Annotated in this window: 25 protein-coding genes; 12 read left to right on the top strand and 13 right to left on the bottom strand. The window is 44.4% G+C overall.

Annotation, left to right across the window (positions count from 1 at the left end; translation table 11 throughout):
• Positions 1–57 precede the first annotated feature (57 nt).
• The 3 genes from xth (at position 58) to GFS24_RS18230 (ending at position 3,066) form a co-directional block, all read left to right on the top strand.
• A complete protein-coding gene (gene xth / locus GFS24_RS18220) occupies positions 58–846 on the top strand; it encodes an exodeoxyribonuclease III (RefSeq protein ID WP_253906522.1) in 789 nt (262 codons plus the stop codon).
• A gap of 272 nt (positions 847–1,118) precedes the next feature.
• The gene (locus tag GFS24_RS18225) at positions 1,119–2,384 is read left to right on the top strand and encodes an ATP/GTP-binding protein (protein ID WP_153661830.1); all 1,266 of its coding nucleotides are present in this window, start codon (positions 1,119–1,121) and stop codon (positions 2,382–2,384) included.
• A complete protein-coding gene (locus GFS24_RS18230; RefSeq protein ID WP_153661832.1) occupies positions 2,371–3,066 on the top strand; it encodes an RloB family protein in 696 nt (231 codons plus the stop codon). Before GFS24_RS18225 ends, GFS24_RS18230 begins: the two co-directional genes overlap by 14 nt.
• Before the next feature lie 121 nt (positions 3,067–3,187).
• Here the strand turns inward: GFS24_RS18230 and GFS24_RS18235 are convergent, their stop codons facing one another.
• From GFS24_RS18235 to prmA, 4 genes are all read right to left on the bottom strand, one after another.
• Complete coding sequence (locus tag GFS24_RS18235; protein WP_153661834.1) at positions 3,188–3,700, bottom strand: hypothetical protein; 513 nt, start codon at positions 3,698–3,700, stop codon at positions 3,188–3,190.
• A 145-nt stretch (positions 3,701–3,845) separates the two neighbouring features.
• Entirely contained in the window at positions 3,846–4,646 is an 801-nt protein-coding gene (locus GFS24_RS18240) for a M48 family metallopeptidase (protein ID WP_153661836.1), read from the bottom strand.
• A 62-nt stretch (positions 4,647–4,708) separates the two neighbouring features.
• Positions 4,709–5,359: a glycerol-3-phosphate 1-O-acyltransferase PlsY gene (gene plsY / locus GFS24_RS18245; protein ID WP_153661838.1), complete on the bottom strand. Its 651-nt coding sequence runs from the start codon at positions 5,357–5,359 to the stop codon at positions 4,709–4,711.
• A gap of 121 nt (positions 5,360–5,480) precedes the next feature.
• Entirely contained in the window at positions 5,481–6,308 is an 828-nt protein-coding gene (prmA, locus tag GFS24_RS18250) for a 50S ribosomal protein L11 methyltransferase (RefSeq protein ID WP_153661840.1), read from the bottom strand.
• A 117-nt stretch (positions 6,309–6,425) separates the two neighbouring features.
• On the opposite strand from prmA, the gene GFS24_RS18255 reads away from it, so the two are divergent.
• Positions 6,426–7,004, top strand: coding sequence for a hypothetical protein (locus tag GFS24_RS18255; protein WP_153661841.1), 579 nt, complete (start codon positions 6,426–6,428; stop codon positions 7,002–7,004).
• A gap of 54 nt (positions 7,005–7,058) precedes the next feature.
• On the opposite strand, the gene GFS24_RS18260 is transcribed toward GFS24_RS18255, so the two are convergent.
• The 3 genes from GFS24_RS18260 to GFS24_RS18270 all read right to left on the bottom strand — a co-directional run bounded on the left by GFS24_RS18260 (position 7,059) and on the right by GFS24_RS18270 (position 10,612).
• Positions 7,059–9,419 carry a polyribonucleotide nucleotidyltransferase gene (locus tag GFS24_RS18260; RefSeq protein ID WP_153661843.1) on the bottom strand — a complete coding sequence of 787 codons (2,361 nt, stop codon included), beginning with the start codon at positions 9,417–9,419 and terminating at the stop codon, positions 7,059–7,061.
• Positions 9,420–9,505: 86 nt separating this feature from the next.
• Entirely contained in the window at positions 9,506–9,778 is a 273-nt protein-coding gene (gene rpsO, locus GFS24_RS18265; RefSeq protein WP_153661845.1) for a 30S ribosomal protein S15, read from the bottom strand.
• Positions 9,779–9,919: 141 nt separating this feature from the next.
• Positions 9,920–10,612, bottom strand: a complete 693-nt coding sequence (locus GFS24_RS18270; RefSeq protein ID WP_153661847.1) for a cell division ATP-binding protein FtsE — start codon at positions 10,610–10,612, stop codon at positions 9,920–9,922.
• Between the two features lie 155 nt (positions 10,613–10,767).
• Here GFS24_RS18270 and GFS24_RS18275 point away from each other — a divergent pair, with 155 nt between their 5' ends.
• The gene (locus GFS24_RS18275; RefSeq protein WP_153661849.1) at positions 10,768–11,139 is read left to right on the top strand and encodes a BlaI/MecI/CopY family transcriptional regulator; all 372 of its coding nucleotides are present in this window, start codon (positions 10,768–10,770) and stop codon (positions 11,137–11,139) included.
• On the top strand, positions 11,136–12,797 hold the full coding sequence (locus tag GFS24_RS18280; protein ID WP_153661851.1) for a M56 family metallopeptidase: 1,662 nt from the start codon (positions 11,136–11,138) through the stop codon (positions 12,795–12,797). Before GFS24_RS18275 ends, GFS24_RS18280 begins: the two co-directional genes overlap by 4 nt.
• 39 nt (positions 12,798–12,836) lie before the next feature.
• On the opposite strand, the gene GFS24_RS29470 is transcribed toward GFS24_RS18280, so the two are convergent.
• Positions 12,837–14,015: an AIR synthase related protein gene (locus tag GFS24_RS29470; RefSeq protein WP_371731118.1), complete on the bottom strand. Its 1,179-nt coding sequence runs from the start codon at positions 14,013–14,015 to the stop codon at positions 12,837–12,839.
• A 100-nt stretch (positions 14,016–14,115) separates the two neighbouring features.
• On the opposite strand from GFS24_RS29470, the gene GFS24_RS18290 reads away from it, so the two are divergent.
• The 3 genes from GFS24_RS18290 (at position 14,116) to GFS24_RS18300 (ending at position 15,750) form a co-directional block, all read left to right on the top strand.
• Entirely contained in the window at positions 14,116–15,045 is a 930-nt protein-coding gene (locus tag GFS24_RS18290) for a bifunctional riboflavin kinase/FAD synthetase (RefSeq protein WP_153661855.1), read from the top strand.
• 65 nt (positions 15,046–15,110) lie between these two features.
• The gene (locus GFS24_RS18295) at positions 15,111–15,425 is read left to right on the top strand and encodes a nucleotidyltransferase family protein (RefSeq protein WP_153661857.1); all 315 of its coding nucleotides are present in this window, start codon (positions 15,111–15,113) and stop codon (positions 15,423–15,425) included.
• A gap of 10 nt (positions 15,426–15,435) precedes the next feature.
• Positions 15,436–15,750 carry a DUF86 domain-containing protein gene (locus tag GFS24_RS18300; protein WP_216647446.1) on the top strand — a complete coding sequence of 105 codons (315 nt, stop codon included), beginning with the start codon at positions 15,436–15,438 and terminating at the stop codon, positions 15,748–15,750.
• Positions 15,751–15,761: 11 nt separating this feature from the next.
• Here GFS24_RS18300 and holA read toward each other — a convergent pair whose 3' ends face one another.
• Positions 15,762–16,760, bottom strand: coding sequence for a DNA polymerase III subunit delta (holA, locus tag GFS24_RS18305; protein ID WP_153661861.1), 999 nt, complete (start codon positions 16,758–16,760; stop codon positions 15,762–15,764).
• Between the two features lie 7 nt (positions 16,761–16,767).
• Positions 16,768–17,493 (bottom strand): 3'-5' exonuclease, encoded by a 726-nt coding sequence (locus GFS24_RS18310; RefSeq protein ID WP_371731122.1) that lies wholly within the window; start codon positions 17,491–17,493, stop codon positions 16,768–16,770.
• A 98-nt stretch (positions 17,494–17,591) separates the two neighbouring features.
• Between GFS24_RS18310 and GFS24_RS18315 the strand changes: the two genes are divergently transcribed.
• Positions 17,592–18,557 (top strand): hypothetical protein, encoded by a 966-nt coding sequence (locus GFS24_RS18315; protein WP_153661865.1) that lies wholly within the window; start codon positions 17,592–17,594, stop codon positions 18,555–18,557.
• A 271-nt stretch (positions 18,558–18,828) separates the two neighbouring features.
• Positions 18,829–19,251, top strand: a complete 423-nt coding sequence (locus GFS24_RS18320; protein ID WP_153661867.1) for a response regulator — start codon at positions 18,829–18,831, stop codon at positions 19,249–19,251.
• Between the two features lie 176 nt (positions 19,252–19,427).
• Here GFS24_RS18320 and GFS24_RS18325 read toward each other — a convergent pair whose 3' ends face one another.
• Positions 19,428–21,071: an ABC-F family ATP-binding cassette domain-containing protein gene (locus GFS24_RS18325; RefSeq protein WP_153661869.1), complete on the bottom strand. Its 1,644-nt coding sequence runs from the start codon at positions 21,069–21,071 to the stop codon at positions 19,428–19,430.
• 142 nt (positions 21,072–21,213) lie between these two features.
• Here GFS24_RS18325 and GFS24_RS18330 point away from each other — a divergent pair, with 142 nt between their 5' ends.
• Complete coding sequence (locus GFS24_RS18330; protein WP_153661871.1) at positions 21,214–21,753, top strand: HdeD family acid-resistance protein; 540 nt, start codon at positions 21,214–21,216, stop codon at positions 21,751–21,753.
• Between the two features lie 26 nt (positions 21,754–21,779).
• Here GFS24_RS18330 and GFS24_RS18335 read toward each other — a convergent pair whose 3' ends face one another.
• Complete coding sequence (locus GFS24_RS18335) at positions 21,780–23,906, bottom strand: S9 family peptidase (RefSeq protein WP_153661873.1); 2,127 nt, start codon at positions 23,904–23,906, stop codon at positions 21,780–21,782.
• A gap of 38 nt (positions 23,907–23,944) precedes the next feature.
• The gene (locus tag GFS24_RS18340; protein WP_153661875.1) at positions 23,945–25,336 is read right to left on the bottom strand and encodes a Gfo/Idh/MocA family protein; all 1,392 of its coding nucleotides are present in this window, start codon (positions 25,334–25,336) and stop codon (positions 23,945–23,947) included.
• Positions 25,337–25,387: the final 51 nt, after the last annotated feature.

Raw genomic sequence — 25,387 nt, forward strand, 5'->3', positions numbered from 1 at the left:
AAAAAATACCCCTACCCTCGCAGCAGAAGGTGGAGCGACTTTATTAGGGAACAGTTTTTGAGCATCATCAATATGCTAAAAATTGCCAGTTATAATGTCAATGGAATTAATGGGCGGCTAGCTGTTTTGCTTAAATGGCTGGAGGAGGCTAAGCCTGATATTGTTTGCCTGCAGGAATTGAAAGCACCCAATGATCGGTTTCCTTTAGCGGCCATCCAGACAGCTGGTTATCAGGCGGTATGGGATGGGCAGAAGAGCTGGAACGGCGTTGCTATCCTTTCGCGGTCCCTTCCTATTGAGGAGGTTCGGCGTGTGTTGCCGGGAGATAAGGAAGATGTCCAGAGCCGCTACCTTGAAGCGGTTATTGGGAAGATGGTAATTTCTTGCCTCTATTGCCCGAATGGTAACCCCTACCCTGGTGAGAAGTTTGAATATAAACTCAAATGGTATAAACGATTAACCGCACATGCTAAAAAGCTGCTTGAGCATGATGTGCCTGTCATCCTGGTTGGAGATTATAACGTGATGCCTACCGCGCTGGATGTTTATAAGCCTGAGAAGTATATCAATGATGCGCTTTTTCGTGAAGAAGTAAGGGAGGCTTTTGACAGGCTTTTAAAGCAGGGATGGAGTGATGCTATCCGGCAGCTTTTCCCGGGTGAAATCATTTACACCTTCTGGGATTATTTTCGCCATGCCTGGGAGCGGAATGCGGGGTTGAGGCTTGATCATTTTTTAATGAGTCCGCATTTGACGGATCGGCTTAATGGGGGTGGTGTTGATAAACATGTTCGGGGTTGGGAGAAGACAAGTGATCATGCGCCTGTTTGGATTGAATTGAAATGATTATAATCCTGATATCAAAATTATCTGGACATAAATCTGGACAGTTTTGTCCAGATTTATAATTATGCCCCAATTTCAGGAACTTATCTGGACAATTTGTCCAGAATGTCTCTGGATAAAAAACTTTTTGCCTTTAGAGAAGAAGACGAATATGGGCCTTCAGATAGCCCGTATCTACAAAACATGCATATTATGCTGATTTTCTGCATAAACGACGTATTTTTAGAATCATTTTGGCTTTATTTGCTTTAATTTGCATAAAATCCGCATGTATGTTAGTCTATTTTAAAGCAGAAAACTACAAGTCTATTAAAGCCCCTGTAGTCATAAATTTTGAGGCAACGGCTATAGCTGCCCACCAACAGACAAATGTACTTGATAGAGGTAAAGCAAAATTGCTAAAGACAGTATTGCTGTACGGTGCAAATGCCAGCGGCAAATCAAACATTTTGGAAGCATTTGTAACCTACCGCGGACTGATATTGACGTCAACAACTCATCACAGTACATCCCCGCTTCCAGTGCATTTTTTCAAACTGAATACAGAGACTGTAAAACAGCCTTCACACTTCGAATCTGAATTCATCATTAAAAATAAGCGCTACAAGTATGGCTTTAAAGCAAACCGTAAACATATAGAATCTGAGTGGCTGATTGAAGTGAAATTGACGACTGAATCGCCGATTTTTTTAAGAATTGCGCAAGAGTTTGACATTGACAAAAAGAAATTCCTGAATGCGGAAGGGCTAGAAAAAAAATGTAATGAAAACGTGCTTTTTCTATCAGTCGCAGACCAATGGAATGTGCCGCTGGCAAAGGAAATCTATAAATGGTTTTTCGACATGGTTACCATACATGGACTACATGACGGAAAATTTAAAAGACATACAAACGAGCTGTTAGAAAAAACAGAATATAATAAACTGATCAATGATCTCGTAGCACATGCAGATCTGGGGATTAAGTCGTTAAATGTGGTCAAATTTAGGGAGACTCAGCGGCAGCATCTTCAGGAGCGTGGTGTATTGTCTCCTGGCGACTTAGATCCAGACAACGAGAGCCGCGTGTTTGCGCGTCATGATATTTATAATAACGAAGGGCAGATAACCGGAGAAGAATCGTTTGATATGCTGACCCATGAATCGGAAGGAACCAAGAAATTTTATAACATTCTTGGAGCAATACTATCTTCCATTAAAACCGGCAACTTGGTTTTAATAGACGAACTGGACGCAAGATTTCATACACTATTGACCAAGGCTATTATTGGCCTTTTCAACAGTGAAATTGTAAAAAGCGGGGCACAGCTAATGGCCGTAAGTCATGACGTGTCTGTAGTAGATCATGAGCTTTTGAGAAGGGACCAGGTTTATATTGTTGAAAAAGACAACTTTGGTGCTACTACCACAGTGAGCCTTGCCGAGTACAAAACTGTTCGTAATGAAACTCCTTTTGCCAAAAACTACCTGGAAGGCAAATATGGCGGCATTCCTTTTATCGAAAATCTTGAAAATTTCCTGAAGGATGGCAAAAAATAAGAGCAAGGAATTGAGTGGATTTGCAAAGTTGATGGCCGATATTAAAGCTGGGACGCCTACCGTACCTGTTATAAACAGTAAAGCAGAGCGTAAATACTATTTGATAGTAAGTCAAGGAACTGAAACGGAGGTTTTGTATTTTAAGTATCTGGCATCGCTGCTACCTAATAAGATGGTACAGGTGGATACCAAAGGACATAGTAAGGATACTGTTGCTGTGGTAAAAAAAGCGGTTGACCTTCGGGAGCAAAGAAAGAAAAACCATAATGCACCTGCGTATGATGAGGTTTGGGCACTTTTTGATAAAGATGATTTTACGGATACAGACTATGAAAAAGCGATAGCCCTTGCCAATAGTGAAGGGATTGAAAGCGGCCATTCTAATGAATGTTTTGAGCTTTGGTTCATTCTGCATTTTGGAACGCTGAATGCAGCCATCAGCAGAAAAGTTTATTTTGAAAGATTATCTAAATTACGGGGAGCAGATTACGAAAAAAATGATACGGGCATTTGTGAGTTTGTACATACCAAGGGGGATGTAACTAAAGCTATAGACCGTGCCCACTCTTTAGAAGCACTGCATAACGACAAGCACAATGCCGCGTGGAACCCATATACCAGGGTATATAGATTAGTTGATCGGCTAATGGCCCATATCGAAAACCGAGAAGCAAAATACTGATACTGGAAACTACTGGCTATTTCAAGAGCATTTATGCCACTCCCACATAACTATTCCAAGGCCATTTGCAGGAACAGAAGTTGAACCTATGCAAACCCTGTAATTTACGGGATTTAATGAATTATGTCTTTATCTCTTTTGTGCAGATGTTACCGGCAATATCGTATACCTGTACGGTAAATGGTGTTTGTATTAGTGGAAATTCCCAATGATTATTTGCTGAGGAAGTAGGGAGAATTGTTTTTTCGATAAGCCCGCCTTTCGTTTGGGTGATGATCTTTATTTTTTCTATACGGTGTTTGGCTTTTGCTTTGATGACTACCTTTTCTTCTACAATTACTTCTACTTCCGGTTTATGGTAAGCATCCTGAAAAGCTGCGTTGAAGGCGGTTTGGTTGGGTTTCTTTATGGATTGATAGTAAGCCTTCTTCTCCGGGTCTTTGACGGCGGCTTTGGCGAAGTCGTTGGCTCTTGAAAAGCGTTCCTGGTTCGCTATCTGGGTGGGGGTTTTGGGTGGGTATTTGCAGGGGCGATTGCACATCACGGTTTTACCGAACCGCTGACGGAAGACGATCTGCTTTGCGAAGGTACCTGTGGCCTTCCGGAGGATGACGTTATCGTTTGTTAGTGCCATAATACTAAGATAAGACTATTATCTTGCATTTCTCATCGAATCTTTAGCCTATGTCAAACCTATCTGGGATATAGGAGCGACCTTATATAAACGAAAGAGGGAGCCTCTTGTGGAGACTCCCTCTTGTTTCAATATGTTTTATCCTTTAGCGCTGGGTACTGTAGTACTTCATGGCTTCGGGCATGAGTTTTTGAAGTTGGGCGATACGTTTATCGTCACTTGGGTGGGTGCTGAGGAGTTCTGGTGGTTTCTGGCCGCCGGTGTTAGCCATGCGGGTCCAGAAGGGAACAGCTTCCTGTGGATTGTAGCCGGCCATGGCCATGAAGATAAGACCCAGATGGTCTGCTTCCAGCTCATTCTGACGGCCATAGGCCATGAGGCCTAAGGGGCCGCCTACGTTGTAGGCCTGCATGAAGATGTTCTGGGCCTGGGGGTTCTTGTTGAGGGCAACGGCACCAGCTACCTGGATACCTTGCGCTACTAATCCCTGGCTCATCCTTTCGTTACCGTGGCGGGCAATGGCGTGGGCTATTTCGTGGCCCATTACGCATGCCAGCGCAGTTTCGTTTTGTGTTACGGGTAATAGACCTGTGTATACTACCACTTTGCCGCCGGGCATACACCACGCATTTACCTGTTTATCATTTACGAGATTGAATTCCCATTTGTAATTAGCTACCTCGTTACCCAGATTGTTCTGCGCCATGTAAGTGGTTACAGCCTGGGCAATCCGGCCTCCTACCCTCCGCACCATTTCAGCATCTTTGCTGCCGGTAGGGGAAACGGTCTTATTCTGGGAAAGGAAGGTCTGGTACTCCTGTAAAGCCATGGATTGAATGGTGCTCTCAGGGATGAGGTTTAACTGGCTGCGACCTGTTATGGGTACGCGCGTACATGCATATAGTAAACCTGTACCGGCTACAAATAGCAATGCTAATTTTTTCATCGTTTAGTATTTAGAAGCAATTCACACGATCACATAAGCAATCGTTGTGCCGAATTTGCGGGCTACTCTCTTTCGTGTTTGTTCTTGCGATTCTTGAACAGGGGTACTTTGCTTTCACTGCCGGTGAGTAACCGGGCAATGTTCTTCTGGTGTGTTAATACCACCATTAAAGCTACAGCGATAGCAAAGATGCGGTAGAATACCTCTTTTTCACGGAATATGAACAGTATCAGCACTGGGAATGCAATACTGGCAATGATAGAACTTAAAGAAACGTATCTGGTTAAGAAAAGGATCATGAGGAATACACCCACACAGCACAACGCCACTAAAGGCTGGATAGCCAGCACCATTCCGAAAAGGGTGGCAATACCCTTACCGCCACGGAAACCTGCCCAAATGGGGAAGATATGACCCACTACGGCAGCGAGCCCTAAGCCCACCTGAAGGTTCACCAGCTGGGTGATCTGTTCTGGTTCGTTGTAAATTGGCAATATATAAGATAATCTTACGGCTAATACACCTTTGAACATATCCACGAGCATTACGAACGTACCGGCTTTAGGGCCGAGTACCCGGAAAGTGTTGGTGGCGCCGGCATTACCGGAACCGTGTTCGCGAATATCCATTCCATAAACGCCTTTGCTCACCCATACGGCGGTGGCAAAAGAGCCGATAAAATAGGCACCTATTAGTAGCAATAATTCAGTCATCACAATAAGTTAGAGTGCTAAGATAGTAATTCTTGTGTTAAAAATAATACAAAGTTCACTGCAATAATAAGACAAATACTCGTCAATCAGCAATTAAAGTATATAAATTTTTCCACATCAATCAGCTGTTCCCTGCTTTAAAGGATATGGCCAGCCAATTATCTCTCGATGCTTTCCTTTCCAGGTACAGGTTTTGGCTTTCAGCTGCCGTAACGATCACTGTTTCATCCTCTTGCAATATACCACTCAAAATCAATAATCCATCGGGTTTCATAATTCTTTTCATGTGGGCCATATTGGCTAACAGGATGTTACGGTTGATATTGGCCAGGAGGATGTCGTAAGCCCCGTCTGCAATAGCTTCCAGGTTATCTGCCCGCCAGATCCTTACATTCCTGACGCCGTTGGCTACTACGTTTTCGATGGCATTATCTACCGCCCAGGAATCATTATCGATGGCATCTGCCAGGGCTGCATCGATTTTATCTGCGAGGATAGCCAGGATGCCGGTGCCGGTGCCAAAATCAAATACTTTTTTTCCTTTGATATTGATGTCTTCCATCAGCTTGATCACGGAATAAGTGGTGGCATGATGACCGGTGCCGAAGGACATTTTTGGTGTGATGATGATCTCATGTAACACCTGCCCCTGCAGCGATTCATGGAAACCTGCGCGGATACCGCAAAAACCATCTACCAATACAGGCTGAAAGTTACTCTCCCACACTGCATTCCAGTTAGCCTGTGCAATTGTTTCTTTCGTATAGTCTAATCCGTGACTGCCCAGGATGCCGAGCAGGGTGTTCTCTTCAAATTGTATAGTAGGGATATAAGCAACGAGTGTGTCGGCTGTTTCTTCAAACCCTTCATAACCAACATCCGCTAATTGTGCAACTAAGATATCTTTCAATTCTGATGGAGCGGATACGGTGATCGCGATATGTGACATGGCCGCAAGATAATTACAAATTCCTCAGTGCCAATGCAGAAAAAGCATTTTTCAAAAACCTTTGCGGAATTGGGCTGCAGACCTTATATTTGAATTATATTAATATAACCTTATCCTATGAAAAACCTAATTACTCTTGTAGCCGCCATGGCTTTCTATGTGTGTGGTTCCGCCCAAACCATCATCAAACCATTTGAGATCGAATTGAAGGATTCTATTTTTTACCAGGTGAGTTCTGCTGTTTTTATCATCGACAAACAGGATGTGGAAGATTATTTCAAGGGGCTTGATACCATCCTTCCGCAGAGGAAATATTCGAAAGATGTTTTTCGGAACATTCAATTCCTTCACCTGAACCCGGAAGAAGTGCAAAGGCATTATAAGATGGCTTCCAAATTCTGGGCGGCTAACAAAAACAATCCTTTAAGTTATAATACCGATCGCATTTCGCTGTTCTGGAATGATAATGAAACTATCTTAATGCCTTACCTGGATGAGATCTTGCCGAATCTGCTGGAAGGTGGAAAGATCCAGATCGTGGATCGTTCCACGAATAAGCGGGTACAGAAATATGAGATGAACTATGAGGATGTGGGCGTGAAATCTTTTAAGGTATTTAAGTTTATTGGTAAGGGCAGAATTATGTGGCGGGAGAGTGAGGTGTTTATGGAGCAGATGTCCACTGTAAATAACTAAATTAAAAAAGGCTTTGGAAGATCTCCAAAGCCTTTTTTCTTATAATGTTGAATACTATTGTTCATCAAACACGGGACCTTCGATAGGACCTTCTGATTGTTGCGGAGGGCGATTGTAACCACCACGGTCACTACCACCACGATCTCCACCTCTTTCAAAACCACCACCACGAGGACGGTCTCCGCCACGGTCACCACCACGAGGACGGTCACCACCACGATCTCCACCTCTGCGGTCTCCACGATCACCACGATCTCCACGGTCACCACGTTCTTCGCGTTCTGGTCTTTCTACATATCCTTCTGGTTTATCCATCAGCACTTTGCGGCTGAGTTTGAATTTACCTGTTTTAGGATCTGTACCTACCAGTTTCACTTTCACTTTATCACCTTCAGCAAGAACACCATCCATTGTTTCGAGGCGTTTCCAGGAAACTTCGGAGATGTGCAGCAAACCTTGTTTGCCAGGCATGAATTCTACGAAGGCACCATAAGGCATTACGCTTTTTACGGTGGATTCATAAACTTCGCCTACTTCAGGAACAGAAACAATTCCTTTCACCCAGGCCATAGCCTTGTCCAGGTTTTCTTTCTGTGCGGAGAAGATGCTCACTTCACCTGTTTGGCCAACTTCTTCGATATTGATAGTAGTACCGGTTTCACGTTGAATTTCTTGAATCACTTTACCACCAGGCCCGATCACAGCGCCGATAAATTCACGGTCGATGATCAGTTTTTCCATGCGTGGTGCATGTGGTTTAGGTTCAGGACGGAAGGCAGGCATTGCGGTGTACATGGCATCCAGGATATGCAGGCGGCCCTGACGAGCTTGTGCAAGCGCAGCGCGCATTACATCCATGCTCAGACCATCTACTTTGATATCCATTTGAACACCGGTGATACCATCGCGGGTACCTGTTACTTTGAAGTCCATATCACCCAGGTGATCTTCATCACCGAGGATATCGCTCAACACTACCCATTTTCCATCGCTTGCACGGGAGATCAATCCCATAGCGATACCGGAAACGTGTTTAGGCAATGGAACGCCTGCATCCATGAGGGCTAATGAACCCGCGCAAACGGTAGCCATGGAAGAGGAACCGTTAGATTCCAGGATGTCTGAAACAACACGTACTGTGTAAGCGTAATCGCTACCTGGCATCATTTGTTTCAAAGAACGGAGGGCAAGGTTACCGTGCCCAACTTCCCGACGGCCGGGGCCGCGCATCATTTTCACCTCTCCGGTTGAGAAGGGAGGGAAATTATAGTGCAGGATAAATTTAGTATAGTTAGAGGTAGCGGCGCTTTCGATCAGCAACTCGTCATCTGGTGTACCCAGGGTAACGGTGGTGAGGGATTGCGTTTCGCCACGGGTGAACAGAGCGGAACCGTGTGGTGATGGGAGCAGATCTACTTCCATTGCCAAAGGACGCACCTGATCGAGAACGCGACCATCCAGACGAACTTTCTCGTCCAGCATCATGTTACGTACTACTTCTTTTTCCAGATCGTGCAGGTACTCTCCTACTAATGGAGCGTCTTCTTCCGGTAATTCGCCTAAAGCTACTACCAGTTCTTCACCTATCTTTTTGAAAGCATCTGTACGGGCATGTTTACCCAGTGCACCTTTTGCTACTTCGAGGATCTTCGCTTGTGCAAATACAGCGATCTTTCCTTTCAGTTCTTCATTTTGGTGAGGTTTCTCGTACGTACGTTTAGCAGGGTTACCTACTAAGGCACGCAGATCTTCCTGTGCTTTCACTTGTATTTTAATAGCTTCGTGACCGATCTCAATTACTTTGATCAGGTCTTCTTCTGAACATTCCTTGCTTTCGCCTTCCACCATCATGATGTTTTTGGCGGTAGCAGCAATGATGAAGTCCATATCAGCGGTAGCGAGCTCTGTGCGGGTAGGGTTCAAAACGAACTCTCCGCCAACACGTGCAACACGTACTTCTGAGATGATCTCCTGAATGGGCACGTCAGAAACGGCCAATGCTGCAGAGGCTGCGAGGGCGGCCATTGCATCAGGCATTACTTCTTTATCTGAAGAGATGAGGGTTACAAGAACCTGCACATCGCATAAATAATCGTCTGGGAACAAAGGGCGCAAAGCGCGATCGATCAAACGGGAGTTCAGTACTTCATAGTCGCTCAGTTTACCTTCTCTTTTGAAGAAAGAACCGGGGATCCGGCCAGCTGATGCAAATTTTTCCTGATAATCTACTGTAAGAGGGAAGAAAGATTGGCCGGGTTTGGGTTTTTGGTTGGCAACAACGGTAGCCAGCAGGATACAATTTCCCAAGCGCACAGTCACCGAACCATCGGCCTGGCGGGCCATCTTGCCGGTTTCTATCGTCACCTCGCGGCCACCGCCTATATCAAATTTAACCGAAGCAGGTGTAAGATTCATACTTGTGTGAGGATTAATAAGGTACACATACAAAAAAACTATTCCCAACTAATATAGTTGGGAATAGCGCTATAATAAGTTTCAGATTACTTTCTGATACCTAACTTCTCAATAAGGGCGCGGTAGCCGGAGAGGTTGGTTTTAGAGAGATAAGACAGCAAACGCTTTCTTTGTCCCACCATTTTCATAAGACCACGGTGCGTAGAGAAGTCTTTTTTATTTTGTTTCAGGTGAGCAGATATGCTATTGATACGCTCAGTTACCAATGCTACCTGTGCTTCCACAGAACCGGTGTTCTTTTCGCTACCACCAAATTCTTTGAAAATGTTAGCTTTTTTTTCTACAGTTAAGTAAGACATCTTTAATAAAAATAATTTTTTTAACTCGCTATTTTTCCGGTGCAAAGGTAAGAAGTTACGTTTGTATTAGCAAATACAAATCAAAATGTAGGTACTTTCCTCTCTTCTCGCTGGAAATCAGCCTTATATCAATATAAAATTTTAAACAAAACTAACGGCTGCATTATCAGTTACCTGTCCGTTTTCCGTCCGTAATACGCGGGATGGGAACTTTTGGAGTACTATATAATCATGGGTGGCCATAACAAGAGCGGTACCATCTTCCCGGCAGATCCTGAACAATAATTGCATGATGCCGTCTGATGTTTCAGGGTCCAGGTTACCGGTGGGCTCATCTGCCAGGATCAGTTTGGGGGAATTGAGCAGGGCGCGGGCAATATCTACCCTTTGCTGCTCTCCGCCTGATAACTCATAGGGCATTTTGAAACCTTTGGTGCCGAGGCCTACCTTTTCCAGTACATCGTTGATCTTGTCCTCTATCTGTTTAGGTTCCTGCCAGCCGGTGGCCTTCAGGGCAAATTTGAGGTTATCGTGCACATTACGGTCTGTGAGCAGTTGAAAATCCTGGAACACTACGCCCAGGTTCCTGCGCAGGTAGGGCACTTTCTTCCAATCCATCTTCTTCAGATCAAACCCTACTACCTGACCAATTCCTTCTTTCAGGGTAAGATCCCCGTATAAAGTCTTTAGCAGGGAAGATTTGCCTGTACCCGTTTTTCCGATCAGGTAAACGAATTCACCCTTGTTGATCGTAATATTCACATCGGATAAGATCAATGAATGGCCCTGGTAAATATTAACATTCGTCAGTTGAACTATGGGTTGATCCACCATTTATTTCCTTTTTGAAACTTAAAATTTCAGTTTTGAAATCCAAAAATAACTAATTCCTTGTTATTGATCTGCTAAGGTTATTAACTAAAATAATAGTTTGTAAACTAAACAAATAGTTTTACATTTGAAATGAGCGGCCTAATGCTCTTTAATTTATGAAAACACTGACTAAAGCAGAAGAACAGATCATGCAGGTATTATGGAAACTGGGGCCTTCTTTTGTGAAAGACATGATAGATGAAATGCCGGAACCGCGGCCTCATTATAATACGATCTCTACATTGGTGAAGATATTGGTGGATAAAGGTTTTGTGAACTTCAAGGCGTATGGGAAAAGTCATCAGTACTATGCGCTGATCTCAAAAGATGAATACAGCCATAAAACGGTGAAGAACCTGGTATCCGGCTACTTTGAAGGTTCTTTCAGTAATATGGTTTCTTTCTTTGTGAAGGAGAAAGATATGAGTGTAGCCGATCTCGAAAAATTATTACAACAGATCAAGAACGCTAAAAACGCTGAAAAATGACACCGCTCCTTGCCTATCTGGCTAAAGTGATCATCTGCTCAGGCATCCTGTATGCTTATTATCACCTTGCTTTACGCAATAATCGTTTTCATCAGTGGAACAGGTTTTACCTGTTGCTTTGTACGATACTTAGTCTGATAGTGCCTTTGCTGCGCATTCCTATTTCTTTTACGCCTGAAGGAACGGATACCATCTTCGTATATACCAGCCAGGTAGTTACGCTCCGCGAGCAGGTGTTCACTCCTGCTAAAGCTTTGCCGGTGTTTCATTTCAACTGGGCTGCTCTGCTGTATGTTATTGTGATAGTTACGTTAGTTGGCAGGCTGTTGTTTGGTTACGGGAAGATATTCCTCCTCATACATAAGAGTCATGTTGAGTTTGTAAAGCCTTACTGGTTTGTATTGTCAGAACATATTACCTCGCCCTTTTCTTTCTTCCGGTATATTTTCTGGAACAACCGGGTGAATGCGGATACATCTGAAGGCCGCCAGATGTTGCGGCATGAGATGGTGCATATGCAGGAAAAACATAGTACTGACAAACTTTTCATGGAGATCATCACGGCTGTTTGCTGGATCAATCCTTTCTTTCATCTGATCAAACGGGAACTGTCACTTATCCACGAATTCATTGCTGATAAAAAAGCCGTTGTGAACGGCGATGTGGCGGACTATGCACAAACCATTCTGCAGATGGCTTTGCAAACGAACCGCACGTTCAGCATGACGAACAATTTCTCACATCAACCTATTAAACGCCGCATCCTTATGCTCACGCAATCACGTAAACTGAGATTCAGCTATTTGCGCAGGTTAATGATCCTTCCCATAGCCATCATGATATTTTCTTCACTTGCTTTTGTTATCACGGAAGAGAATTTTATTGCTGCACCGTTGGACATTCAGCAAAAGAAGGATAGTACTGTAAAACCGCCGCCAGCACCACCTAAACAGAAAATACAGTTCAAACCTGCCCAGAAAAATGGAAAAGAGGTGTTCACTTTTGTGGAGCAGCCTCCTTCTTTTCCCGGTGGTGATCAGGGTTTGAACAAATACCTCGCTCATACTATCAGGTATCCTCATATGGCTGTGGAGCGAAATGTTGGTGGTACTGTTTTCGTATCTTTTGTTGTAACCAAAGAAGGTGAGGTTACAGACGTTACAACAGTAGGTAATCCTAAAGGACACGGACTGGAAGAAGAAGCGATCCGTGTAGTGGAAAAAATGCCGAACTGGACACCGGGTAAACAAAATGGCCAACTGGTAAATGTACAGTTCAACCTTCCTATCCGCTTTACCATGCAGGGTGGCGAGCCTGTTAAGAAAATTTCGAATGATGGTGCTTACTTAATGGTGGAAGAAATGCCCACTTACCCGGGTGGGGAAGTGGCTATGATGAATTACCTGAGTCAACATGTGAAATATCCGAAAGAAGCGGTGGCAAAGAAACTGGAAGGTACTGTATATGTAAGCTTTGATATTAATCCTGATGGCTCTGTGAGCAATGCCAAATCTGTACATAAACCCAAAGATGGCGGACTGGAAGACGAAGCGATCCGTGTAGTGAACGGTATGCCAAAGTGGAATCCGGGCAAGGAAAAAGGAGAACCGGTACGGGTAAAATTTGTACTACCTATTTCATTCAAACTTGGTCAATAAATAAAAAAGGCCTCAGTTCATCACTGAGGCCTTTTCATTTTAAGCATATTCAAATGTTCCCTGGGAACTTTTAACTGTTACCTTTTTAGCAGGACTATCTTCAACCCTACCCACTATCTGCGCATCAATATTGTAAGTCTGGCTGATGCGGATGATATCTTCTGCAATCTCCTCCGGTACATATAACTCCATCCTGTGGCCCATATTAAACACCTGGTACATTTCTTTCCAGCTGGTGCCGGATTGCTCCTGGATCAGTGAAAACAGCGGCGGTATGGGGAATAAATTATCCTTGATCACATGCAGGTTGTTGATGAAATGCAGCACTTTGGTTTGTGCGCCACCGCTGCAATGCACCATGCCATTCACTTGTGAACGGTATTGTTCCAGGATCTGTTTGATCACGGGAGCATAGGTGCGGGTGGGAGATAATACCAGTTTCCCGGCCGTAATGTTACCCACGCCTGGGATGTTGATCTGGTCCGTCAGGGCTTTTTTACCGCTGAACACCAATTCTTTGGGGATAGCGGGATCATAGCTTTCAGGGAATTTCTCTGCGATGGTCTTATTAAAAACATCATGGCGGGCGGAGGTTAATCCGTTACTACCCATGCCACCATTGTATTCTCTTTCATAAGTAGCCTGGCCATAGGAAGATAAACCTACTACCACATCTCCTGCTTTAATACGGTCGTTGGAGATCACATCGGCTCTTTTCATACGGCAGGTAACGGTAGAATCCACAATGATGGTCCGTACAATATCTCCCACATCAGCAGTTTCTCCTCCGGTGGAGTAAATGCCCATGCCATAACTCCTCAGTTCTTCCAGGATCTCTTCCGTGCCGTTGATAATAGCAGCGATCACTTCTCCCGGAACCAGGTTCTTATTCCGGCCGATGGTAGAAGAGAGCAGGATATTATCTGTGGCGCCCACACAAAGCAGGTCGTCTGTATTCATGATAATGGCATCCTGGGCAATACCGCGCCAAACACTCAGATCGCCGGTTTCTTTCCAATAGGCGTAGGCGAGGGAAGATTTGGTGCCGGCGCCATCTGCATGCATGATATTGCACCAGTCTGCATCTCCGCCCAGGATATCCGGGATGATCTTGCAAAAAGCCTGGGGGAATAATCCCTTATCTATATGCCGGATGGCGTTATGCACATCTTCTTTTCCTGCTGAAACGCCTCTTTGGGCGTAAAGGTTTTGATCCACGATGTTCCTGTATATTAATTGTATGAATTGCAAAAGTATTGGAATCCGTTCAAAACATTTAGATTTGCACCGGCGTTTTTGAAAATATGATCATCTAACGATGCAGGTTCACAGAGATTTACAACAATTGCCCGATTTCAGGAATGCCGTGATCACCATCGGTACTTTTGACGGAGTGCATACAGGCCATCAGTACATTTTGCAGCAATTGCAAGAGGCGGCGGAGGCCTGCCATGGAGAAACGGTGATCATTACGTTTGACCCGCATCCACGGGAAATACTGGCTCCTCAGAACAAAACAGTCCACCTGCTCACCACACTGGACGAAAAGATACAGTTGCTGGAAAAATGGGGTATTCATCACCTGGTGGTGGTGCCTTTTACCAAAGCTTTCTCTGAACTTTCTGCCACGGCTTACCTGGAAGACTTCCTCATCAGCACTTTCCGCCCACATACTATTATTATAGGATACGATCACCGTTTCGGTCATAACCGGGAAGGGGGATTGGAATTACTGGAGGCGGAACAGCAGAAATTTGGTTTTCAGCTGCTGGAGATCCCGCAACAGGTGGTACATGACCTTACGGTAAGTTCCACCAAGATCAGGAAGAGTTTGCAGGAAGGCGCTATCCTGCTGGCGAATGAATTACTGGGTTATCCTTATTTTATTAACGGCACGGTAGTACATGGTGATAAAATGGGCCGGCAACTGGGTTTCCCTACGGCCAATATTTCTTTGAACGACAGTCGTAAATTAATTCCTGCCCAGGGTGTGTATGCAGTGATGGTAACGGTAGCCGGCCAGGAATGGAAAGGCGCCCTCAACATCGGTACCCGGCCTACTTTTAATGGCAGTGAATTAAGGATTGAAGTATTTATCCTTGATTTTAACGAGCAGATCTATGACGCAGCGATCCATGTTTCCTTCATTGAATACATCCGCTCCGATAAGAAATTTGATTCCGTAGATGCACTGATCGTGCAGATGAAAGATGATGTGGCCAAAGCGCGTGTGATCTTACGGCCGTAACATCAGGATCAACTAGCTGATTATCAATAGATAAAACACAACTGAAAAAGCATTATATTTGTATAATGAACTCCGCTGTACATTCCAAAAGCCTTTTACTACATCGTTTATCCACGCACGGGGATAAGATAAAGGCATTTGGTGTAAAAGAACTTGGGCTATTTGGTTCTTTCAAGAAAGACACTAACATTCATAATGACAGTGATGTAGATTTCTTAATAGAATTTGAAAAGGGTCAAAAGAGTTATGATAATTTTATGGGAGTCTCTACTTATCTGGAAGAACTTCTTGGCAGAAAAGTGGAACTTGTTACACCTCAATCTTTAAGTAAATACATTGGCCCTCATATATTAAAAGAAGTGGAGCAGGTCAGCCTCTAATTTAGAGTTGTTGCAACATATTGCAGAAGAAGTAAACGTCATCCTGGATGCCACTCATGGCAAAACTAAAACTGAAATGGAAGATGATCCCATTTTAAGCCGGGCAATCATCAGAAGCTTAGAAATCATCGGAGAAGCGACCAAAAAAATTGACGACGAATTCAGAGCAGATCACCCACACATTGAATGGAAGAAAATGGCCCGTACACGGGATAAGCTGATCCATGATTACTTTGGAGTAGATTATGATATTGTTTGGGATATCATAGAAAACAAACTCCCCACTCTAAAGGACTATGTAGATGAGATAATCAACGAACAATAAAAAACAAATTTTTACGGCCGTAACATCCGGAATGCCAGTTCCTTCATCAGTTCCCCATCTTCATTTCCACTATCATTGATACCAATGCTGCGCAGGTTGTACTGATGCAACAGCAGGATAGCTCTTTCTGCCCCATCAGGGCCAAATTTGCGGGCTGCTGCCAGGTAATCTTTTACGAAAAAAGGATGTACACCAATAGCTGCCGCCATTTCTTTCTCCCCTCCTTTTACGCCAAACAGCAAACTGATCTTGGCAAAGTAATTATATAAAGCGGGGATCACCATTTGAATAGGTGCTGCTTTGGGATTGGCGGAGAAGTATTTGATAATGCGCATCACCTTGCCCATATCCTGCATGCCTAAAGCATTCTGCAATTCAAATACATTGTATTCCTTGCTGATGCCCACATACTTTTCAATATCACTCTCATCTATCTTCTTGCCGGCGGGCAGGTTCACTTTTAATTTATCTATCTCATTGGCGATACGGGAAAGATCGTTCCCGATATGATCCGCCAGCAGTACACAGGCTTTTTCTGAAATGCCCAATCCCTGGCTACGCACATAAGCTTCTGCCCAGGCAGGGATCTGGTTATCGTACATTTTTTTTGTGGACAGCACCACGCCTTTGTCTTTGATGAGCTTGGCAGTTTTGCTGCGGCCGTCTATCTTTCCCTGTTTATGTGCCACCACAAAAATGGTGGAACCCAGGGGCTGTTCAATGTAAGTTTCCAGTTTCAGCAGGTCTTTCATGGCCTGCGCTTCTTTGAGGATCACCACCTGGCGTTCTGCGAACATGGGGTAACGGCGGCAGGCATTCACTACGGTGGCCCAATCCGTATCCTTTCCGTATAATACGGTGAGGTTAAAACCCTGTTCTGCTTCACTGAGCAAATGATGTTCTGCATAGTCCACCACCTGGTCTATGAAAAAATCCTCCTCCCCTTCCAGCCAGTAAAGCGGCCGGAACTTATTACTCTTCCAATCTTTTATAATATCCTGGTAGTCCATCTTAATATTAAGCTACAATAGAAATTCCATCTTTTTCGATCAAAGGCAATCCTTTGAATTTCAACAACAATTGCGCCACGGTGAGTACGTCTTTCTGACAATAATCTGCAATCCGCTGTACATCTCCGGTTTCCCAATACACTTTGCCTACCATGCTGCCGTCAATATCATCTTTTGGTGTGGGAACGCCCATCACAGCCGCCAGGAGTTTGAGGGAGGTATAATTCCGGAACTCTCCAAAACGCCATAACTGCATGGTATCCAGTAAAGGTTGTTCCCAGGGTTTGAAATTATTCACTTGCAGGGAAATGGGTAAAGAAAGACCATTAATGAGTGCGCGGCGGCAAATATAGGGAATATCAAATTCGCGGATGTTATGTCCTGCAAATTGAAAACGGGGATGCCGGGCAAAAAACTTTTGTGTTAGTTCCAAAAAACCGGTCAGCAGTTCTTTTTCGTCATTTCCGTAAAAAGATTTGATACGAAGTTGATAATGACCGTTTTCTGTATAGAAAAACCCGGCGGAGATACAAACTATCTTTCCAAACTCTGCGAACAACCCGGCCTTTTCGCTAAAATTTTCGGGGCCATCTTCAGAATCTGGCGCAGTTTTTGCATTTTTCTCCAACCAGAGTAGCTTAAGCTCGTCAGGCAAGTGTTCAAAGGAGGCAGTGAGGGGTGTTGTCTCTATATCGAGTAGTAATAATTGATCGAGGGCAACGTTATTTAGCACTGGCAAAAGTTTAAAACGTGTAATTTAAGCAAATTTTAACGTTTCAATTTTTCGAAAATTTTACCCATATAAACAATCATAAATAAAACACCACTATTATGGCGGAAAACACATTTACAACTGGTACGCCCAGTAATTCCGGACCTGAAAAACCAAAAAGTAGCAAAAACGGAGTGATTTATGGCGTTCTCATTGCCGCCCTGGTGGGAACCTGGGGGTATATGTTCTACGACAAAAGTCAAACCAGTAAAGAACTGGTAACGAAAGAGAACCAATTAGATACACTCAGTACGTCCCGTAATGAGCTGCAATCTGAATACGATGCTGCACAGGCCCGCCTGGATGATCTGATCTCTCAGAACAGCCGGATGGATAGTCTTGTAAAAAGCAAAGACAAAGAAATTGCAGACATGAAAGGCCGGATCAAAGGTATCCTGAGCAATAAGAACGCAACTGCAGCTGAGCTGGCAGAAGCAAAACGCCTGATCGATCAATTGAAATCCACTACCGAAGGGTATGTGCAAACAATTGAGCGACTGGAAGGAGAAAAGATCGTGATCACCGGCGAACGTGATTATGCCCGTAAAGAGCGTGATTCCGTTGTTACGGTGAAAGACAGTCTGGGTAAGAAGGTAGACCTTGGTTCCGTACTGCATGCGTCCAACATTCAACTGGCGCCTATCAATGTGAAGCGTAATGGTAAGGAAGAAGTGACTTCCAAGGCTAAACGTGCTGATATGATGCGGGTTTCTTTTGAACTGGATAACCGTATTGCACAGGCAGGTGACAAAGAGATCTATGTAGCTATTACTGCTCCTGATGGTTCTCCTCTGGCTGTAGAAGCTTTAGGCAGCGGCCGCTTCACTTTGGAAGATGGCACTGAAAAGCTCTACACTGTAAAGAAAGTTGTTGCTTACAGCACAGGTACGGCTCAACCGGTTAGCATGGACTGGAAACAGAACTCTGATTTCAAGGCCGGCGATTATACCGTAGAAATTTACCATGGTGGCTTCAAAATAGGGGCTGGAAAAGTTCACCTGAAAAAGGGTGGCTTATTTAACTAGGAAACTTTAGATAGATATATCCAACATTCATCTGAGAAAGGTGCGGCTGTAGTCGCACCTTTTCTTTTTGTTTGGGGTGGCCGTTTTGGCTCCAACTGATTGTTAAAGATTGGTTATTGAATAAAAAATATATATAATAATAAAATAAATTTAACTTTCTTTGCGAAGCATTTACGCAGAGTTTTCCCGGTGTGCGTGTTCGAAAATATGCTGAGACCATTTGCTTGTGAACCTGAATTGCAGGTTAGCCTTTTGAAAACCAGACTAAATTATGGAGCTATTCGATAATATTTATGACATGGCAAACACGAATAAAGTAGTTTATGTGATCGATGATGATGAGATCTTCCACTTTATTGTAAAGAAAATGTTCGGTTTACAGGGTTGGGATGTGGCGGTGAATTCTTTTTTGTCTGCCGAGGATGCCATTGAAGACCTGAATTCTTTTGCAGCCAAAAACCTGCCTTGCCTGATCATCCTGGATATGAACATGCAGCGAATGAACGGGTGGGATTTTATTGAAGCGTTCCGGGAGTTAAAAACACGCCTCCGGCAGCATGTACCTATTATCATGTGTTCTTCTTCCATGAATATCCAGGATATGGAAAAAGTGAAGAAAACGCCGGAGTTAATGGCTTATATCACGAAGCCGTTAGACAAATCAAAAATGAAAGTTATCGAAGAATATCTCTGAAAAAGAGAGCTAATACCCAAAAAAGTAACCCATAAAAAAAGAGCGGAAGTTTTATCTCCGCTCTTTTGTATTTTTTGAATGTTATCTGAAATTGAAAGCAAATCACAACCCGGATTTGTTACAGGCCAGGAAGAAAAGAGGTGTTGATGATCTGAAATTGAAACCAACTGCCAATCTTACGCTGTTACTTCTTCTCCGTACATCTCAGCACGCAGGGTTTTTACGCGCTCATCGGCCAGGTATTCATCAAAGCTGGTGAGGCGGTCAATGATACCACTTGGGGTGATCTCAATGATCCGGGTGGCCACTGATTGCATGAATGTATGGTCATGGGTGGTGAAGAGTACAATGCCCTTGAAGTCTTTCATGCTTTCGTTGAAGGACTGGATAGATTCCAGGTCAAGGTGGTTGGTAGGTTCATCCAGGATCACCACGTTAGGGTCCTGCAGCATCATGCGGGAAACCATGCAACGCACTTTCTCTCCCCCGCTCAATACGGATGTTTTCTTCATTACCTCATCTCCGCTGAACAGCATTTTACCCAGGAACCCGCGCAGGAACGGTTCATCCACATCTGTTGTAATGTGTGGCGGAACGTATTGGCGCAGCCAGTCCATCAGGTTATAATTGCTGGTGAAGAATTTGGCGTTATCATCCGGAAGGTATGCTTTGGTAACGGTAGTACCCCATTCCATCTTACCACTGTCCGCCTGCTGTTCTCCGTTAATGATATCGAAGAAAGTAGTGAGTGCCAGGTGGTCTTTAGAGAGAAATGCGATCTTATCGCCTTTATTTACAGAGAAAGATACATCGCTGAAGATCTTACGGCCATCGATGGATTTTTCCAGTTTCTCTACGTTCAGGATCTGGTTACCTACTTCGCGCTGTTGCTTGAAGATGATACCAGGGTATTTACGGCTGGAAGGTTCAATATCCTCAATTACCAGCTTTTCCAAAGCTTTCTTACGGGAAGTAGCCTGTTTGGATTTGGAGGCGTTGGCACTGAACCGGGCGATAAAGTCCATGAGGTCTTTCCGCTTGTCTTCTGTTTTCTTGTTCTTGTCATTCACCTGGCGGGCAATCAACTGGCTGGATTCGTACCAGAAGGAATAGTTACCGGTGAAGATCTTGATCTTGGCACGGTCCACATCCGCAACGTTTGTACAAACAGCATCCAGGAAGTGCCGGTCGTGACTCACAACAATTACAATGTTCTCATAATCAGCGAGGAAGTTCTCTAACCAGCCGATCGTTTCAACGTCAAGGTGGTTGGTAGGTTCATCCAACAGCAGGATGTCCGGGTTACCGAACAGGGCCTGAGCCAGCAATACCCTTACTTTGAGGGCACCACTCAGGTCCTTCATCAGGATGCTGTGCATTTCTTCTTTCACACCCAGGTCACCTAACAGCACACCAGCGTCACTTTCGGAGGTATAACCGCCCATTTCGCCGTATTCTGCTTCCAGTTCACCAGCACGCATACCATCTTCTTCTGTGAAATCTTCTTTTGCGTAGATGGTATCCCGTTCGTGGGCAATTTCCCACAATTTTTTATTTCCCATAAGCACCGCATTCAATACGGTAACTTCATCAAACTCATAGTGGTTCTGCTTGAGCACAGACATGCGCTCACCAGGTGTGATCTCCACAGTACCTTTATTGGGCTCAATTTCGCCGGAAAGGATCTTGAGGAAAGTTGACTTTCCCGCTCCGTTGGCGCCGATAACACCATAACAGTTGCCTTTGGTAAAGTTGAGGTTTACTTCATCGAACAATACCCTTTTGCCGAAAGAAAGCGTGACGTTTTTTACACTGATCATTGTGCCGAAAATTGAAATTTTGAAGCCGCAAAGTTACGAAATATCAGGGATATCTTTTTAGTTTCCCTAAATGGGCTACTATGGCCTTATTGAACTATTTCCAGATATGTATTGTTATAGATAACAATTAAAAAGGTTTTCTATGATCCATGAACTCGCTAAATATTGGTGGCTGGTGGTCCTGCGCGGAGTACTGGCAGTGCTTTTTGCTGTGATGGCTTTTGTTGCGCCTGCCATTACTCTTTCTATCCTGGTAGTGTTCCTGGGCGCCTATTTTTTGGTAGACGGGATCTTCTCCCTCATCCATGGTTTCAGGATCCGTAAAACGGATACGCATTGGTGGGTTTTAGTGCTGGAAGGCTTATTGGGCATAGTGGCCGGGATTGTTTGTTTATCCATGCCCGGTATTACGGTTGTTTTTATGGTTACACTGATAGCACTTTGGTCAGTAGTAACGGGGATCCTTGAAATTATCCTGGCCATCCGGCTCCGGAAAGAAATTCAGAATGAATGGATGCTGGTAGTGGCGGGTGTTTTCTCTATCATCTTTGGGGTACTGCTGTTTATGCAACCATTGGCCGGGGTGTTGGTGATATCCTGGTGGCTGGGGATCTATGCTTTGTTCTTTGGGATCTTTATGATCACGGTGGGGGCACGGCTGAAGAAATTTGCGAAGAGATGATGGTGGCATCTCTCCGCAAACGCAGTTTATTTTGTGATCCCTTCGAGGTAAAGCAGGAACGCATATTGCAAAGCCACATCCTTAATGGCTTTAAACCTTCCGGAAGCACCGCCGTGGCCGGCTTCCATATTCGTTTCCATCAGTAGGAGATTGTCGTCTGTTTTCAACTCACGCAGTTTTGCGATCCATTTGGCAGGTTCAAAATATTGCACCTGTGAATCATGCAGACCAGTTGTGATCAGCATGTTAGGATATGCTTTTTTCTCTACGTTATCATAGGGAGAATAAGACTTCATGTAATCATAAGAATCTTTGTTCTTTGGATTACCCCACTCATCAAATTCTCCTGTTGTTAGCGGAATAGTTTCATCCAGCATCGTGGTCACCACATCAACGAATGGTACGGCTGCAACAATACCATGCCAGAGATCAGGCCGCATGTTCACAATAGCGCCCATCAACAATCCGCCGGCACTTCCGCCCAGGGCATAGAGATGTTCCTTACTGGTGAATTTCTGCTGGATCAGGTATTCTGCGCAATCAATGAAGTCTGTAAAAGTGTTCTTCTTTTTAAACATCTTTCCATCTTCATACCAATGCCTTCCCATTTCCTGACCACCCCTGATATGCGCAATGGCATAACAGAATCCACGGTCCAGCAAGCTGATCCGGTTGGAAGAAAATGTTGGTTCGATGGAATTGCCGTAGGAGCCGTAACCATATAGCAGCAATGGTTTCTGGCCATTCTTCTCGAAGCCTTTTTTATACACGAGAGAGATAGGCACCAATGTACCATCGGTGGCTTTCGCCATTAATCTTTCTGTTACGTAGTTCTTTGGATCATATCCGCCGATCACTTCCTGCTGTTTCTTCAGCTCCTTCTCCTTTGTATCCATGTTGTAGTCAAACGTGGAATTAGGTGTGGTGAGAGAAGTATATCCATAACGCAGTACTTTGGTATCCATCTCAGGATTGGTGGAACTGTAGGCCACATAAGCCGGTTCGCCAAAATCCAGGTAGTGTTCCTGTTTGGTAGTGGTGTTGATCACTCTCAGTTGAGATAATCCATTCTTGCGTTCGCTGAGCACCATATGATCTGTAAAAAGGTCCAGCCCCTGCAGCAATACATCTGCACGATGCGGGATCACTTCTTTCCAGTTCTCTTTGGAAGTCTTATCCAGCGGGGATTCCATCAGGCGGAAATTCTTTGCTTCCCAATTGGTGGTAATGTAGAACTTATCACCTCTGTGATCGATATCGTATAACATATCCTTCTCGCGGGGATGAAATACTTTGAAAACACCATCCGGTTTATCTGCATCGAGAATACGATATTCAGAAGAAAGTGTGCTGCCACTGCCAATTACGAGGTACTTCTTTGATTTGGTCTTGTACACATAAGTGTTGTACGTTTCATCTTTTTCAAAGAACACTTCTTTATCAGCCGTTGAATCTGTTCCTAACAAATGTTTTTCAACCTTTTCAGAACGCAGTGTAGTGGGGTTCTTACGCGTGTAGAACAATGTTTTATTATCGTTCGCCCAGGTGGAACCGCCTGTTGTTTCTGCAATTACATCTTTCAGTAACTCTCCTGTTTCCAGGCTCTTTACATACAAGGTGTATTTCCTGCGGCTCACGGTATCTACACCATACACCAGCAGTTTATTATCAGGGCTTACATTCAGGCCTGCCACATTGAAGTACTCATGGCCTTTTGCCATATCGTTCACATTGAGCATTACTTCTTCCGGTGCGCTGTTGCTGCCTTTTTTACGACAGTGAATGGGATACTCTTTTCCTTCCTCAAAGCGGGTGTAATACAGGTAACCATTTTCGAAATAAGGCACACTTTCATCTTTCTCTTTGATACGGCCTTTCATTTCTTCATACAGCTTTTCCCTGAATCCTTTTACAGGGGAAAGCATGGTGTCCAGGTATTTATTCTCTGCTGTGAGATACGCGATCACTTTAGGGTTTTCGCGTTCATTGAGCCAGTAATAATTATCGATACGGGTATCCCCGTTTGTCGTTAATTCCTTTTTGATCTTTTCAACTGTCGGCGGCGTCACATTCATTTTCTCAATCTTTTTTTCTGTTGTATTGCAAGCCATTATAGTGATAACAGCAAGTAATGGGATAACGTTATGCTTCATAATGATACAGGTTTAGGATCACTGAATTTAACGATAAATTATCTTATCCGCATATTCTCCGGGTCCCAGTTGATGACCTTCTTCTTAAAATAGCTCTCATTAACAGCCAAAGCAGGGCCGGCAGCACGTAACCCAAACGTGGCATCTTCGACCACAGGTTTACCATTCCTGATGGATTCAAAGAAGTTTTCGAAGTGATCGTAGCGATCATCATAACCCGCAGGAGCCTTATAAACAGACTCTACCGGTTTGGGTTCTGCCTGATCTGCTGCGCTGTATTTGGCATTGTATTGTTTTACATATTCCTCCTGCTGGGCTTTTGTGAAATTGTTATAAGTATCCCAACCTCCATAACCGGGCGCTTTGGGCACTTTATGCTGTTTGATCTTAAAGTCGTTCCAGCCCATTTCCAAAACTCCTTCTGTTCCTATCAGGCGGGTATATTCTCCTCCCCCGCTGCCGTCTGCAAAATTCACCCTTAATGTCATCTGGAAAGCAGGGTGTTCTGGTGTAGCCGGGTAATCGAAAACGGCCACCATCACATCCGGAACATCCCGGCCATCTTTCCATTGTACCAGGTTACCGCTGGCATAAATGCGTTCAGGGCCTTTTGAACCTATCATGTAGTGCAGTCCGGTGATCAGGTGTACAAAGAGGTCTCCCGGAACGCCGGTGCCATAAGCCTGGTAATTGCGCCAGCGGAAGAACCGTACCGGATCGAAAGGCAGTTTGGCTGTATCCTTGAGGAAGGTATCGAAGTCAATCGTTTTGGGCGAGGCATCTGGTGGGATGGAATACTGCCATGCCCCCAGGGCGCTGTGCCTGTCCATTTTGGCCTCTACCATGTTCAGCTGGCCGATATCCCCTGCCAGGTAACGTTTGCGCGCTTCTGCCAATGCCACACTGCTTACTCTCTGGCTGCCTACCTGGAGGATCATTTTGGTCCGTTTCTGCGCGGCAATCACTTTATGCCCTTCTTCTATCTGCTGTACCATGGGCTTTTCGCAATATACTGCCTTACCCTTTTCCATGGCTGCAATAGCTTGTGTATCATGCCAATGGTCCGGCGTGGCAATGATCACGGCATCTACATCTTTCCTTTCCAGGATCTCCCTGTAATCGCGGGTGGTGAAAATATGATTGCCGTAAACGGTCTTTGCTTTTTCCAGGTGACCATCATAGAGATCGGCCACTGCCACCAGTTCCACACCGGGTACTTTAATAGCCGTGCTCACATCTCCAAATCCCATGATCCCCATGCCGATACCTGCTATGCGGATCTTATCATTCGGGCTGATATTGTGTTTGGTGGGCTGGATGATATATTGCTTCACGGGATCAGCCGCCAGGCCACTGAGAGAACCGGCGCCAATTAATGCTGCTGTGCTGCCTAATTGCTTGATAAACTTACGACGGGAATTATCTGACATAATATATAAAGTTATTGGGTTCAGTACCAAGATAATAAAAAAGGCGCTCCT

It is taken from the genome of Chitinophaga sp. SYP-B3965 (genome assembly GCF_009647655.1).
Classification (GTDB): domain Bacteria; phylum Bacteroidota; class Bacteroidia; order Chitinophagales; family Chitinophagaceae; genus Chitinophaga.